This window comes from Embleya sp. NPDC127516, assembly GCF_044765325.1.
GTDB lineage: Bacteria > Actinomycetota > Actinomycetes > Streptomycetales > Streptomycetaceae > Embleya.
Genome location: NZ_JBIWJT010000057.1, coordinates 1 through 14,297, shown reverse-complemented (window position 1 = coordinate 14,297; position 14,297 = coordinate 1). Strand labels below are relative to the sequence as shown.

Below are 14,297 nucleotides of genomic sequence, written 5' to 3'. Positions count from 1 at the left end.
CCGGTGCACCCGGCACCGCCTCACGATCGGCACACGAAACGACCCGCATGCCCTGACCGCCGCACCCACACCTCCCGAGTCGCGCCGAAACCCCACAACGGGCCCCGTCGCCCGAAGACCCGATTCCCGAGTGAGTGTGACGTGAACAACGAAAGTGGCTCTCGATTTCCCGAGATCTACGCGGCCACAACCCACCGCGCGGTCGCACGTGCCCTGAAGCGCCACCTCGATGAGATTTTCCAATTCTCGATGTCGCCAGAGTTTCATGTATTCGGGCGCCAAAATGATCTGGAGGCAGCCCTGGAAGCCGCCGGGGGCCGGGCGGCCGCCATTGCGTCGGATGGTCTGCTGGAAAGACCCGAGCTTCCATGGCGCGGCGATATCAGGACGCTTCATGAGATCACGGACGGGATGCTCCGAACGTCCGAATTGTTTTCGAAGAGCGCTCGCGGGAACATACTGCCGTTCAACATCTATGCATCGGATGGTGCCGATTGGGAGCAGAAAGATGGTGCTGTGACCCGGACTCTTTCAGCCGATCGTCCGGTGAAAGGAAGCGAGCACGCGAATTACGTCAACCTGGGTGTCTCAGTCGTCCTCAGCGACTATTGGACCAGCCCTGGACAACGTGAGGAATTGCAGTCGCTCTCGCAGCGAGACTTGGATCCCAAAACCACGGCCATTCGGATCGGAGCTCACGAGATGGCGCATGTAATGGAGATGAATTCCCATCCCGAATGGAGAAATGCCGGCGTCCTTCCGGATTATCCAAATTCCATGTACGACGATCTCCGGGAAATCATCGGTGGGCAAATCGGAAAACCCGCCGGTCTGGTCAATCTCGAGGACCTGACCCAGGTGTTGTGGTACAGCCCGGGTATGACCGTGGCAGCCGACGAGGTACCCGCATACGCGGTGGACAACGTGGTCATGGAGGGCTCGGAGGCCAATTCCGCCAACGCCTACATCACCGAACGTCTCGGCAGCGCGATCGCCCCATTCAAGCCTGGAAGCGGGGCGATTCTGCAGGAATGGCGCGGGCGGGCGCACACCCTGTCGGCCGCGCAGCATCAGTTGCACCACGAACGCGCCTTTCCGGTGATGGGCCCCATGCCGGCGAATCGCAAGGCCCTCGCCCGCTCCGGCCGGCACGTGGCCCGACCGCACCAGCCCGCAGTCCGATCGCACCGGGACCCCGCACGGCGACCGACCCAGGGCCAGGCCGCGACAGCCGCTCACAGGACGAAGACGACGCCCGCGCCGGCTCGGGACCAGGCACAACCGTCGACCGCACGGGGCCCCGCCCCCACCGCGCCACCCCCGGCCGGGCGCAACGTCGCGTCGACGGCCGCCATCGAAGTGGCACGACAACACCAGGCGCAATCACCCGTGCCGTCCCGCCACTTGGACTTGGCCCGCCTGATCGGAGGCTCATTCGGCCCACTGTCGTCATCGCCGCCGGCTCCCCGCGTCCCCGCCCCTTCCTCCACCGCGCCCACCAACGCCCCCGCCACATTCCGCTCCGCCCCCCGACACCAGGACCCCACAACCCGCGACATCGGGCGCTGAAGCCCATCCCACACCTCTGACGGCCCAGAAACGCAGGCCGCATCAGGCAGTCCGCCCCGCCCGCAAACCGTCAGCCGACCTGCGCGCCCCACCCGCCCCTCCGCGCCTCAACACATCCACCCACCGCATAACCAACCGCTCACCGCGCATCCAACCCGCCCCCAGCCGCTGGAACTGGGCGGCCGGTGACGGTGGCTGGTGGCAAACCGGGAAGATCGACGGCCGCGACAGACGAGATGACTGACGGGGGCAGGACGATGACTGCGCGTGAGGCATTGCGTCGCAGGGCCGCGAAGGCCGCTGCCGAGCCCGTCCCCGAGACGTCCCACGCGAATGCGATGACCACAGGCGAGGTCGACGATAACTGCGCGTGAGGCATTGCGTCGCAGGGCCGCGAAGGCCGCTGCCGAGCCCGTCCCCGAGACGTCCCACGCGGATGCGATGACCACGGGCGAGGTCGAGGAGTTCGACCAGGCGTATGCGGAGGCCGCGCTCGGCGACGCGATGGCCCAAGCCGTTTACGACCGCCGCGTTGCACTCGGCTGGACGAAGGCAGAACTCGCCTGCCGTGTGGGGATGAACGAGCGGGTCATCCGCCGTCTTGAGGACGGCGGCCGACCGGTGACCACACCGACACTGCTCCGCCTGGGACGGGCCTTGGAAGGGCACTTCACAGTCGCATTGCTCACTGGCAACCCGGTGGTGACCTTCAAGCCGGCAGCCCGACGGGCAACCCGTTCGACAACTCGGTCGGCTTGTCGCGCCCCCGCAACTTCAACGACGCGCGGAGGTCAATCCCTGCTGACCGGGCTCCCCCGCAAGCCTCCCAGCGCCACCACTGCCGGAAACACGGCGCATCGGCTCAGGGTAAATGTCTAACGGGCAAGGCCGGACGTTGCGTCGAAGGCGGCAGCGGCGCTGCCAAGCCGCTCCCCGACGTCATCGCGAAGCGGCTCAAAAAGCTTCAGGGCCGACATCGACGCGCATCCGGCACGGACCCCGCCCGCAAGGGCGTAGCGAGCTGAAAACGACGAAGGCCCAGGTCACGGATCATGTCCGTGACCTGGGCCTTCATCCAACGAGCGGGCGACGAGAATCGAACTCGCGTTCTAAGCTTGGGAAGCGCCGTTCCAGCTAGGCCGTCGAACACAACCTGACCAGCCCCGAACTCGCGCCGGTGTTACCGGCCGCACAGCCCGTCAGTGCCCCTGGATGACCGCAAGTCCCCACCCGTTCTGGCACGCGTCTGGCACGGTAGGTCGGCCGCTCCTCTGCTGGCAACAGCGTCTGTGGGCTAGAGGTGCCGAAGTGCCCTTGCGCCGGGTCTCAGCGATTGCCTCCGAAAGGCCACGCGTCCTGGCTAGCGTGGCACTCATGGAACTGATCGACGCACAAGTCTGGAATCCGACCCATCACAAAGAGGGCACTGCAAGCCGTCGCGGCGAATGCTCCTGGGCAGCGCCTTGCCCTAATCGAGCAGCCCACAGTGTCTTGGTACGCGACCAGGGCGGTGAAAGTTGGTGGGCAGCCTGCGACGACCACATGGCAGCATCACCGACACTTTCCCCGAGCCCACCGACTACTTGAGCCACACGGCTCCGGAGCGGGTGTGAGCGCATTCCCCAAATCGGCCTCTGACCAGCACATGAACCGCGTCGGGACCCACCCAATTCCAAGATCATTACACGCATGCTGCACAACCAGTCGGTGCCCCCAAAACCCGACCCACGCACCCGGTCCACGGCATGCCAGGGACCGGGTGGCATGCCGTGGTTTATGCGCGCGGGTCACGCAACCCGACCAACAACCCAGCTGCTCGGCAACTGCGGCCTGGTCCTCAAAGCCCAGCACCAACGGGTGTCCTACGCAACGAGCGCGCCCCGGTCGCGGCCAAAGGTCGCGTCGCCGGCCCCCAGCCGGCTCGCAGCGCAGCTGCGAAGCTTGAATAGTTGAGCATTATTCAAAGGTCATAAGGAGTCATCGTCAGAGCGAGTGGCTTCGGCGACTTACTCGTCAACTTCATCGATGAGCCGTGCCCAACCTTCGATGATTGTTTGGCCGTCGATTACCTTCTGAATAGCTGCCTGAATTTGGTTCATCACAGGGCGGATGTGACGACTAACCTTGGCGGCATTGCTCGCGCCACTGGCGAACTCTTTCAGAGATGGAGTGACGGTTCGAGTGACTTCGACAAGGTCTTTAATGCCAGAAAAGAAATCGTCAGCCATTTTTGTTTCTTCGGCAGACAACTGCCCCTCTGTGGCTTGCCGGATGATTCCAATCATGCCAGGATCAATAGCGAGCAGTTCGGCCGAATATTGAGAGCCGAGTGAGGTGATTTTCTCGACGGGTTCATCGAGTCGTTCTGCTAGCTCCCGGGAAATCTTCAAGCGTCCAGCAAAGCCTTTTCCATGAGCGTCTGAATCAGAGAATGCTCCAGCGGCCCATTGCATCTCGACTAGCAGCTCGGAGGTGACCTCCGCAAAAAGGTTGATGGTGTTCAGCCATCTGGGCAGGGCTTCTTCGGTCGCTGCCATGATTTCGAGCGTGCCAGGCTCGTCTGGCTCTTCCGGCGGAGGGGTCGAGTTAGGTGCTACAGCGGCCGCAGTCTGTTCGAGGATTTCACTCAATCGGATCGCCAGCTTATTGATAGCCTGCCGATATTCTGGTGATTTCTCGTCTGCAAGCCGCAGTTCTCGCCAATCCACCCTTTGGCGTTCGCGAATCAATGTGACAACTTCATCATCTACATGCTCTCCAGACAATTCTGGAACGTTCACATAATAGATAGGCAAGAGCAATTCTTCCAGGCCAAGGCTAGCTGCATTCTGGGCAAAGCTAATGATTTCCCGTCGGCATTGCTGGCTTTTGAAGTACCTCGGGGTGATGACAGGGATGAAAAAAGTACTAGTTGCGAGCGCCGAGTCGATTCGCGAGAGCCAGACGTGCCCCCATGCGAGCGAAGTATTGTCACGGAAGATATTCAAGGCTTCACCCGTGACAATTTCAAACTCGTGACTGATCGACTCGGCCAGGCGGAGAATTCGTCCGTCGTCCAGAACGTCGTCCCGGTGAGTGTAGCTCCAGAAGCCTGCGGGGTTCTCTTCTTCGTTCATGTCACGGAGCATACAGTCATATCTCAGTTGCACATTTGTGGGCGAAATTGATCGTGTCGAGCTATGCGGTTGACTGTAGGTGATCGAAAGAATGCCGGTCGATTCTGGGGATAAGAGCTTCCGAGTATTTTCCTGGAAGAGGTGCCATCGCCTAAGGACCCTGCATGTGGCCAGACGAGCCAGGTGCGTTGCGGTGGGGCCGGGGCGGGAACGGCGGCTACGCCGCACGCGCGCCCCGGCCCCACCGCAACGCACGTCGGCGCACGTAGTGCGCCGCCTTGATCCAGTAGAGCCAAATTCGGCAGTGGTCGATTGGGTGGCGATGGCTGGTCGGCTTGGGGCCCGTTGCGGGTAGCTTCGCGGTATGGCGGATGGCGGGGTGTCTGGGGCCGGTGGGGCGTTCACTGCGGAGCATGCTCGGGAGGTGTTGGGCTCGGCGTGTGCTGTGGCCGGGCTGAGTGCCGACAGGGCGTCTCTGCTGCGACTTGGGGAGAACGCTGTTTTTCGGTTGGGTGATCCGGTCGTGGTGCGGGTGGCTCGGTCGGCGGACAGGGTCGATGAGCATGAGCGGACCGTGGCTGCGGCTCGGTGGCTTGCCGAGGTGGGCTTCCCGGCGGTGCGGGTTGCGTCGCGGATTCGGCAACCGCTCGTGGTCGATGGGCGGGTGGTGACCTTCTGGGAGCTGGTGGCTGAGGAGGAGCGGTTCGCGGGCGTGGTTGCGTTGGCGGAGTTGCTGCGGCGGTTGCATTGGCTGGAGGAACCGGCGTCGTTGGGGCTTCCGTATCTGGAGCCGTTGGCGGCGACGTGGGGGCGGATCGACGCCGCGGTGGCGTTGGGTGATGACGACCGTGGGTTTCTTCGGCAGCGGGCCGAGGAACTGCGGAAGCGGTACGACGCTCTGGAGTTCGTGCTTCCGTTCGGGCTTGTGCACGGAGACGCGAACGTCGGGAACGCGCTCGTTGACGACACAGGGCGGGCTGTCCTCATCGACCTGGACGGGTTCGCGCTCGGGCCGCGTGAGTGGGACCTGGTGCTGACCGCGATGTACTACGAGCGGTACGGATGGCACACCCGGACGGAGTACGAGGCGTTCGTGAACGCCTACGGGTTCGACGTCATGAACTGGTACGGCTACCCGGTCCTGGGGGACATGCGGGAGCTGATGATGACCGTGTGGCTGACGCAGAACATGGACGGTGACGCCGAGGTTTCAGCAGAGGTCGAGCGGCGGATCTCGGACCTGCGCTCCGGTGGGGACCGGCACGGCTGGGCGCCGTTCTGAGGGTGGGTCAGCCTGCGGCTTGCTGCCACATGCGGTAGCCGGCGGCCTCTTCCAGGAATTCGGCAACTGCGGTTGAGTCGCTGCGGGAGTCCACCTTCTTGCGGAATGCGGCCAGGTAGGAGACACAACGGGCGGACTTGAGTTGGCGGCCGATCGTTAGGGCGTCCAACGCCGTTCGGCATGCGCGTTCGAGTTCACCGGCCGCCAGATGTGCTTCGGCGAGAACCATCGTCGCGAAGAAGTCGCTGCGGATGTAGCGGCCGTCGGTGCCGCCGAGACACAGTTCCGCGTACGTGGTGGCCTGTTGGGCCTGGCGCATGTCGCGGAAGCAGTGGCCGAGTTCGGCGGATAGCTCCGCCTGGTCGAAGTAGCCGATCCACTCCGGGTCTTCGCCGGGATTGTTGCGCTCGAAGATCGTGGTGGCCCGGGTCAGGGCGGCGTTGCAGGCTGCGTGGTCGCCGAGGCGGGAGAGGGCTCGGGCCTCCATCGCGAGGAACTGGGCGGTCAGGGTCGGGGTCGCGTGCCCTGTGGTGCCGAGCTGCGCGGCGCGGGCAAGATTGGCGGCTTCGGTGAAGCGGCCGAGGTAGGTGGCCTGGTGGCTCATCGCGGACAGGATGCTTCCGGCAAGGCGGCGGTCCGCGGCGGTCTGGGCCAGGCGTAGGGCTTGGATGAAGTAGCGCTGGGCCAAGCCGTGGTGGCCGCTGTCGTAGCTCATCCATGCTGCGAGGAGGGTGGCTTCGGCGACGGTGGCGAACAGGGCTCGGCCCACGGGCTCCGTGCTGCGTGCGGTCAACAATTCGGCAACGTCGCCGTCCAGGTATTGGATCAAGGCCCGGCGGCCGTGTCCGCCTCCGAAGCGGTTGTCCAGGTCGGCGTACACGTCGACGGTCGCGCGGACGGTTTCGACGTCTGATGCGCCTACTAGCGTGCGTGTTCGGGAATTCGGCAACTGCTCTTGCTCGGCGGAGACCAGCCACGCAAGCGGTGCCGCGTTCCAGGCGGCCGGGTAGGGGGACAACGCCTGCACGTCGCTACCGGGCGCGAGATCGGCGCGCCACAATGCCGCGAGGGACTCGATTCCGTCGGTGGGGGTGGTGGGGTAGGCCGTTCCGGGAGTCTCCTGCGTGGCCGGGACATCGGCCAAGCCGAGACGGTGGGCCGGTTCGCCGTAGACCTTCACCAGCAACTCGACATAGTCGGTCGGGTGCGTCTGGCCGTTCTCCCACCGGGCGATGCTCCGCAATAGCGATGTGTCGGTGGGCAGCGAGCGGCCCTCCTGCGCGGCGGCCTGGCGGAGGGCGTAGACGAGGCGTGGCTTCTTCCAGCCGAGGCGATTACGAGCCGCGCGCAGAAGATCGGCTCGGTACGGCGTGGTGGTTGGCACCACGAATCGCCTCCCCTGAAGCGGAGCCAGATTCAGCCATCATGCTCGCGCACACGAAGCGTCGTCAAAGAGTCGCAGTGAGTTGATCTTGCTGGGCGTGCGCTGAGGTGACATGGCGTGTCACCCCTTGTCATCCCTTGCCGTCTGCCCTGGAGCGGTGCCGCCGGCGCACCTTGGTGGTGCCCGGTCGGAGCGACCGGCGGGCTTCGGGAGATGAACATGACGCTTCGTCAGGTGAGTGAATCCGCCGGCGCTTGGCTGCTCGCAGCCATGGGCAACTCGGACGGGACCGAGCACCCTCGGGGGCCTCGTTTGTGGGCGACCGGCCACGTCTTCGACGCGGTCGTCGTGGCGGATCGGTTGGGGATCGAAGCCGTCGACTGGTATCGGCGGCTCGGCTCCCAGGCTCCGCCGTCGGCCATCGACCACCGGGCACGGAAGGTTGCATTTCTCATCGCGCCGGTCGGGGAGTCCTTCTTCGCGGGCGCGTTGACGGTCCTTCGTGGGGACGTGCCGTACCGGTACCTCTCGACCGGCGGATATCTCCTCGTCCCCGGACCGGGCGTCGAAACCGGAGATCGCTACCAGTGGCTCAGCAAGCCCACCGAGGAATCCACTCTCGACCGGGACGCGGTCGCGCTTCTCGCCGGTCATCTCCTGATCGCCTCGCGCAACCTGTCCGCCGCAGCCGAGGGAACGGACGATGAGTGACCCGGACGCGGCCTCCTGGTCGCCCATCGACACCACGGCCTGGTACGAAGCGCGGTCCGCCGTCGTCGCCCTGCGGGACGTCCTGATCGCTGCCGGCCTCGCCGAGCACTTCCCCTACCTCCGTGCCGACGTCAATGCCTTCGGCCACGGCTTCGTCGAACTCGGCCGCACCACACCGGAAGCCGCCACCCGGCTCGCCGAACTCCTCGCCACATCAGAGAAGAACCCCGCCTGACAGGAGGTATCGCCATGCGCCCCGCGGCCGACAACGCTCGAACCTGCGCACCACCTGCCGAGGTCCTGCACGCTGGCATCCCCTACGTCCGTGGCTGGCGCACGGCGAACAACGCCACGACCGAACTCGCCAAACGCCTCACAACAGCCGGCCTGAACGACGGTTTCGGAGCGCTCAAGGCGGAAGTGAACGTCCACGGTGACGGCTTGGTCAACCTCGGCCCCGTCCCCGTCGACGCAGTCCACCGCCTGGCCGCGCTCGTCGCCAACGGCCTCTGTGCCGAGCTGGATCACCTTGCCGCGCACGACGAGGCGGCCTGACCCACACACCCCGGTCGGGTGCGCAAGACGGCTCCCCGCGCACCCGACCGGACCAACGCACCACCCGACCAATATTCGGCAACGGCCGCCACAGGCCGGCTCGCACCGACCAAACGCCCAACGGTGTCGAGACAACACAGTCGAGGTCCCCTCACATACGGGCCCCAACAGGAATCGACCTGACCGTCCTGACCTGCGAGGGGACTTGATCCCGTGATCAACAAGACCGGACGGCTCCTGACCGTCCCCCAAACCGCCGACCGGCTCAACGTCGGCGAGCGCTTCGTCCGTCGCCTCATCGCAGAGCGACGCATCACCTTCGTTCGGATCGGCCGCCACGTCCGCATACCGACGGACGCGGTCGAAGCCTTCATCTCAGCCGGGCGTGTCGAGTCCGGTACGACTCACAGAAGGGCCGCCTGATGGCCAACAACAAAGGAAGGCGTCGTCGCTTCGGCGCGGTCCGGCAACTGCCGTCCAAGAAGTGGCAGGCGCGATACCCCGGCCCGGACGGGAAGTTGCTCACCGCAGACCGGACCTTCGCCACCAAGACGGCCGCCGAAGAGTGGCTGACCGACACCGAGTCGGAGATGCGCCGCGGCGACTGGATCGACCCACGCGGTGACATGGTCTTTGGTACCTACGCCACGGCCTGGATCAAGGAGCGGCCGAACCTCCGCCCGCGCACACGCGAGCTGTACAGCATCCTGCTTCGTCTCCACCTCAAGCCCACGTTCGGCGACGCAGCCATCCCGGCGATCAAGGAAGCCGACGTGCGCCGCTGGCGTGCCATGCGCCTGGAAGGCGGCCTTGGCCTGTCGACCACCGCCAAGTCGTACCGACTCATGCGCGCGATCATGAACACCGCCGTGGACGACGGCCTGATCCGCCGCAACCCCTGCCGCATCAAGGGCGGTGGCGACGAGAAGGCCCCGGAACGCCCGATCCTCACCCTCGAACAAGTCTTCACCCTCGCGGACGGTGTTGGTCCTCGCTACCGGGCCCTCGTACTCCTCGCCGCCTTCGGCTCTCTGCGCTGGGGAGAACTCGCCGCCCTCCGCCGCGATCACGTAGACCTCGACGCCGGCACCATCCGTATCGACGTCTCTGCCATCGAAATGAGCAACGGCAAGCGCGTCACCGGTCCGCCGAAGTCGGCCGCCGGCAAGCGAACCGTCACCATCCCCGCACCGATCCTGCTTGACCTCCGTCGGCACGTGGAGTGGTTCGCCGAGAAGGAGGATGACGGCTTGCTCTTCGTCGGCCCGAAGGGTGCGGCCCTGCGCCGCTGCAACTTCACCCGGGTGTGGCGACGCGGGACACGCCATCTCGGCGTCACCGATCTCCACTTTCACGACCTGCGCCACACGGGCAATGTCCTCGCCGCCGAGACCGGCGCCACCCTCCGCGAGCTGATGGACCGCATGGGCCAGTCGACGTCACGAGCCGCGCTCATCTACCAGCACGCTCGCGCCGGCCGGGACCAAGCCATCGCCGATGCGATCGCGAAGCGGATCAAGAAGGTCCAGCCCCAAGATCAACGCGCATCTGGCACGGATCTGGCACGCGAGGCGTAGCGAGCCTGGAAACGGCTAAGGCCCAGGTTGCGGATTATGTCCGTGACCTGGGTCTTAGCTATACGAGCGGGCGACGAGAATCGAACTCGCGTTCTAAGCTTGGGAAGCTCATGTTCTACCATTAAACTACGCCCGCATCAGGCGCCCCATGGGGAGCCCTGCTCCGTCACTCTACCGGATCGTCGCGCGTGGTCGCAGCACCGATTCGGGTGAGGGGACGGCGGGGATCGGAGGGGCGCGAGGGCGGTCGCGCGTTTGGGTGGATCCGGGTGGCTGCGATTACCCTTTCCCCGTGCTTCTATCGGACAAGGACATTCGCGCGGAGATCGACTGCGGTCGGGTTCGGATCGATCCCTACGAGCCGGCCATGGTTCAGCCGTCGAGTGTGGACGTTCGACTTGACCGGTTTTTTCGGGTCTTCGAGAACCACAAGTACCCGCACATCGACCCCGCCGTCGAGCAGCCGGATCTCACCCGCATGATCGAGCCGCCCGAGGGCGAGCCGTTCATCCTGCATCCCGGTGAGTTCGCGCTGGGCTCGACGTACGAGGTGGTGTCGCTGCCGGATGACGTGGCGTCGCGGCTGGAGGGCAAGAGCTCGCTCGGGCGGCTCGGGCTGCTGACGCACTCAACCGCCGGGTTCATCGACCCGGGCTTCTCCGGGCATGTGACGCTGGAGTTGTCGAACGTCGCGACCTTGCCGATCAAGTTGTGGCCGGGGATGAAGATCGGCCAGCTGTGCATGTTCCGGCTGTCGTCGCCGGCCGAGTTCCCGTACGGGTCCTCGGTGTACGGGTCGCGGTATCAAGGACAGCGCGGGCCGACCCCGTCCCGCTCGTTCAAGGACTTCCACCGGACGAACGTCCGCGACTAGACCGCACGACCGGGCGGCGCGACAAGACGGTGGCCGCCGAGACGGTGGCAGCCGAGTCGGCACCCGCAAGCGCAACCGCGTCACCACCCGAGACCGCAGCACCACCCGAGACCGCGTCGGCACCGCGACCGCGAACCCCCGAACAGAAGATAGGCATACCCGGACATGAGTGACGTGCGCGAAAACCTCACCTGGCCGCTCTTCGGTCAAGCTACGCGCGAGCTGGCCATGCAGGTCGCGGAGGACGGGTACGAGCCCGACATCATCCTGTCGATCGCCCGGGGCGGGGTGTTCGCGGCCGGTGCGCTCGCGTACGCGCTGGACGTGAAGAACCTGCACCTGGTCAACGTCGAGTTCTACACCGGGATCGGCACCACGCTGGACATGCCGGTCATGCTCGCGCCGGTACCGGACGTGGTCGACTTCTCCAACAAGAAGGTGTTGATCGCGGACGACGTCGCGGACACCGGCAAGACGCTGCTGCTGGTCCGGGACTTCTGCGAGGGCAATGTCGCCGAGGTGCGCTGCGCCGTGGTGTACGAGAAGCCGCAGTCGCTGGTGAAGTGCGAGTACGTGTGGAAGCACACCGACGACTGGATCAACTTCCCGTGGTCGGTACAGCCGCCGGTCGTCACCCGCCAGGGCCAGATCCTCGACGCCTGAGCCTCGACGCCCAAGCTCCCACACGGCGAGTAACACCCGAGCCCGCCGCGCGACCCCGAGCCCGCCGCGCGACCCCGAGCCCGCCGCGCGACCCCGAGCCCGCCGCGCGACCCCGAGCCCGCCGCGCGACCCCGCGCCGCCGCGCCTCAGCGCGCCCCGCGCCTCAGCGCGACTGCGTGCTGAACCGCATCAACGCCCCCAGCACGTCCACCGCCCCCGGCAGTCCCCGCTCGATCGGGTCCGGGGGGACCGCCCAGCGGGTCCGCCCGCCGCACGCGGTGGAGGATGGCGGGGCCGGTACGAAATGGCCGACCGCGTGGTGGCGGACGTCGAATCGGGCCGTGTCGTTGTGGTCGACCGTGTACCAGAACAGGTTGCGCGCGCCCGGGTCGACCAGGAACAACAGCCGCTCGTCGGGCAGATGCAGGACCGGCCCGAGGGGCAGGCCGACCACCTCGAGCTGGCGGATCGCCGCGTAGCCCACCTTCGCCGGAGCGTCCAGGACGTCGAACTCCAGGCCGCTCGCGAGCAGGACCGTGTACGGCTTGCTGCTCCACCACTCCCAGACGTCGTCGGTCGATCGAGTGGCCCGGGTCAGCCCGGGCTCCGCGGCCGGATGGGCGCCCGGGTCCGGGCATTCGGTGTCGCCGCACGAACATCGGCCGTCTTCGACGTAGGCACCGGGCAGGACGGGCCAACCCCGATCCACGACGTAGAAGAGGGCGGCGGCCTGAAGCGCAGCCCGGGTGCGTTGCCGCACAAGCATGTCCGTTCCGTTCCTCGCAACCGCGATTACGACGAAATGTCGAGCGCGGATAGGTGTACTTCTACGAGTACACCGCCCGAAACGGTTGCCGAACAGATCCGCAACGCGGCCTGACCGTGCCGCTTGTGGTCCACCCGGTCCACTGCCGGCACGCTTTGGCCGCCACCTGACCCGACGTCAGGACCGTGGCCCGCCCACCCCACGTCCGGCGAAGGGCCCCGCAGCCACCAGGCGACCGCCCCGCGAGCCATCTCCAACCATCGCCCACCCACCACGCGAGCCGCCGAAGGCGCGCCGCCCGCCCACCGTCACAACACACCCGCCACCGCGACGCCCCGCCACCGCAACGCCCGAAGCCCCGAAGCCACAACGCTCCGAAGCCCCGAAACCCCGACCCCGCAACCTCACGAAGCCAGCGGCAACTTCAGCACCAGCAGCAACGCGATCAACTCCACCGCCACACACCCCAGCGCGCGCGGCCACGGCAGTTCGTGCACGCGCGTCATCAGCATGGTCAACAGCCACGCGGTCAGCGCGAACGACGCGATGCCGATGGCGGCCACGATCGCGTTGTCGTCGGGCGCGAACATCGCGACCACCAACCGAGGCGCGTCCGCGATCCAGACCAGGATCATCGACAGCGTGATGAACGGTGTCGGCGACCCGTTCCCGCCGAACTGGGTCGCGAGCGCGTGCGACACCAGCCCGAGCAGCGCGCAGAACGCGGGCACGATGACGATCACCATGCCGAGCGCCGGCACGCTCGTGGCGAGCGTCGAGTCGACGATCTCCTTGCGCGACGCGTCGTTCGCGAACACCGCGAGCGCACCGCCGAGCGCGGACATGATCAGCGCCGGCCACCACACCGCCTGGTCGCGGACCGCGTCCATCGTGCGCAGCGGGCGCAGCGTGAGCCCACTCAGCACCTCTTTCCAGTGCAGGCGCCTCGGCGGCGGGCCGCTGAACTGCTGCGGCGGCTGCTGGTACGGCTGCTGCTGCCGAGGTGACACCGCGGGCGTGACCGTCGTGTACTCCTCGGGCGGCGCGCCGTAGATGTACAGGCTCGTCTCGTCCGGCAACGACAGCGGACCGTAGTTCGGATCACCCGAGCCACCGGATCCGGACCCGGACCCGGTACCGGACCCACCCGATCCCGAACCGCCATACCCGCCCTGCCCACCCTGAGGCGGCGGAGGCGGCGTCCCCTGTTGCCCGTACCCCGGCTGTCCAGACCCCTGCTGTCCATAGCCGGGCTGTCCAGACCCCTGCTGTCCATAGCCAGGCTGCCCATACCCGGGCTGTCCGTACCCCGGCTGCCCATACCCCGGCTGCCCATTGCCCGGTTGCCCATCCCCAGGCTGCCCGTACCCCGGTTGCCCGTTGTACGGGCCACCGCCGTACTGATCGCCATAAGCCCCGCCATGCTGAGGTGGGTAACCCTGGCCGGCAGGCGGGGGCTGTTGCCGGTACGGGTCGTAGGGTCCATTGCCAGTCACATCAATGACGGTACCGGCAGTTCGACCCCCTGCGTCGCCCCGGGAAGGTCGTAATTCGGGCACAAAAACCAAAGCCGAACCCGACCCGCGAAAAGCGATCGCCGCCGACCCCTCCAGGGGCCGACGGCGATCACGGCACGCGGTGCGAAACCGGTCCTACTTCACTGCCGCGTCCGCCGGCACCTCATCCGCTGCCGGTGGTTCGGGGAGTTTGACCGATTGCAGGAGCAGTTGTGCGACGTCGACGACTTGGAGGTCTTCCTTGGCGTCGCCGGCCTGCTTCTTGGCGTTGATCGAGTCGGTG

14 protein-coding genes and 1 tRNA gene are annotated in these 14,297 nt (G+C 66.3%); 10 read left to right on the top strand and 5 right to left on the bottom strand.

Features of this window, described 5'->3' with window-relative positions; genetic code table 11:
• Nucleotides 1-141 precede the first annotated feature (141 nt).
• Together ACIRL2_RS49650 and ACIRL2_RS49645 are read left to right on the top strand one after the other, a co-directional pair.
• Nucleotides 142-1,569 carry a hypothetical protein gene (locus ACIRL2_RS49650; RefSeq protein WP_402242131.1) on the top strand — a complete coding sequence of 476 codons (1,428 nt, stop codon included), beginning with the start codon at nt 142-144 and terminating at the stop codon, nt 1,567-1,569.
• A 441-nt stretch (nt 1,570-2,010) separates the two neighbouring features.
• Nucleotides 2,011-2,448, top strand: a complete 438-nt coding sequence (locus ACIRL2_RS49645) for a helix-turn-helix domain-containing protein (protein ID WP_402242129.1) — start codon at nt 2,011-2,013, stop codon at nt 2,446-2,448.
• 1,127 nt (nt 2,449-3,575) lie between these two features.
• Here the strand turns inward: ACIRL2_RS49645 and ACIRL2_RS49640 are convergent.
• A complete protein-coding gene (locus ACIRL2_RS49640) occupies nt 3,576-4,685 on the bottom strand; it encodes a TIR domain-containing protein (protein ID WP_402242126.1) in 1,110 nt (369 codons plus the stop codon).
• Between the two features lie 364 nt (nt 4,686-5,049).
• Here ACIRL2_RS49640 and ACIRL2_RS49635 point away from each other — a divergent pair, with 364 nt between their 5' ends.
• Entirely contained in the window at nt 5,050-5,967 is a 918-nt protein-coding gene (locus tag ACIRL2_RS49635) for a phosphotransferase (protein ID WP_402242123.1), read from the top strand.
• Between the two features lie 7 nt (nt 5,968-5,974).
• On the opposite strand, the gene ACIRL2_RS49630 is transcribed toward ACIRL2_RS49635, so the two are convergent.
• The gene (locus ACIRL2_RS49630) at nt 5,975-7,354 is read right to left on the bottom strand and encodes a hypothetical protein (RefSeq protein WP_402242121.1); all 1,380 of its coding nucleotides are present in this window, start codon (nt 7,352-7,354) and stop codon (nt 5,975-5,977) included.
• 216 nt (nt 7,355-7,570) lie between these two features.
• On the opposite strand from ACIRL2_RS49630, the gene ACIRL2_RS49625 reads away from it, so the two are divergent.
• The 5 genes from ACIRL2_RS49625 (at nt 7,571) to ACIRL2_RS49605 (ending at nt 10,194) form a co-directional block, all read left to right on the top strand.
• Entirely contained in the window at nt 7,571-8,062 is a 492-nt protein-coding gene (locus ACIRL2_RS49625; protein ID WP_402242119.1) for a hypothetical protein, read from the top strand.
• Nucleotides 8,055-8,297 carry a hypothetical protein gene (locus ACIRL2_RS49620; RefSeq protein WP_402242116.1) on the top strand — a complete coding sequence of 81 codons (243 nt, stop codon included), beginning with the start codon at nt 8,055-8,057 and terminating at the stop codon, nt 8,295-8,297. Before ACIRL2_RS49625 ends, ACIRL2_RS49620 begins: the two co-directional genes overlap by 8 nt.
• Nucleotides 8,298-8,311: 14 nt before the next feature.
• The gene (locus ACIRL2_RS49615; RefSeq protein ID WP_402242113.1) at nt 8,312-8,617 is read left to right on the top strand and encodes a hypothetical protein; all 306 of its coding nucleotides are present in this window, start codon (nt 8,312-8,314) and stop codon (nt 8,615-8,617) included.
• Nucleotides 8,618-8,833: 216 nt separating this feature from the next.
• Complete coding sequence (locus ACIRL2_RS49610; RefSeq protein ID WP_360323887.1) at nt 8,834-9,040, top strand: excisionase family DNA-binding protein; 207 nt, start codon at nt 8,834-8,836, stop codon at nt 9,038-9,040.
• On the top strand, nt 9,040-10,194 hold the full coding sequence (locus ACIRL2_RS49605) for a tyrosine-type recombinase/integrase (RefSeq protein WP_402242110.1): 1,155 nt from the start codon (nt 9,040-9,042) through the stop codon (nt 10,192-10,194). Before ACIRL2_RS49610 ends, ACIRL2_RS49605 begins: the two co-directional genes overlap by 1 nt.
• Nucleotides 10,195-10,259: 65 nt before the next feature.
• Here ACIRL2_RS49605 and ACIRL2_RS49600 read toward each other — a convergent pair.
• A tRNA-Gly gene (locus ACIRL2_RS49600) sits at nt 10,260-10,330 on the bottom strand.
• A gap of 156 nt (nt 10,331-10,486) precedes the next feature.
• On the opposite strand from ACIRL2_RS49600, the gene dcd reads away from it, so the two are divergent.
• Together dcd and ACIRL2_RS49590 are read left to right on the top strand one after the other, a co-directional pair.
• Nucleotides 10,487-11,068, top strand: coding sequence for a dCTP deaminase (gene dcd / locus ACIRL2_RS49595; protein ID WP_020557430.1), 582 nt, complete (start codon nt 10,487-10,489; stop codon nt 11,066-11,068).
• A gap of 165 nt (nt 11,069-11,233) precedes the next feature.
• The gene (locus ACIRL2_RS49590; protein WP_395867950.1) at nt 11,234-11,731 is read left to right on the top strand and encodes a phosphoribosyltransferase; all 498 of its coding nucleotides are present in this window, start codon (nt 11,234-11,236) and stop codon (nt 11,729-11,731) included.
• A 163-nt stretch (nt 11,732-11,894) separates the two neighbouring features.
• Here the strand turns inward: ACIRL2_RS49590 and ACIRL2_RS49585 are convergent, their stop codons facing one another.
• Together ACIRL2_RS49585 and ACIRL2_RS49580 are read right to left on the bottom strand one after the other, a co-directional pair.
• The gene (locus ACIRL2_RS49585; protein ID WP_395867952.1) at nt 11,895-12,497 is read right to left on the bottom strand and encodes a bifunctional DNA primase/polymerase; all 603 of its coding nucleotides are present in this window, start codon (nt 12,495-12,497) and stop codon (nt 11,895-11,897) included.
• 404 nt (nt 12,498-12,901) lie between these two features.
• Entirely contained in the window at nt 12,902-13,576 is a 675-nt protein-coding gene (locus ACIRL2_RS49580) for a Yip1 family protein (RefSeq protein ID WP_402242106.1), read from the bottom strand.
• Nucleotides 13,577-14,297: the final 721 nt, after the last annotated feature.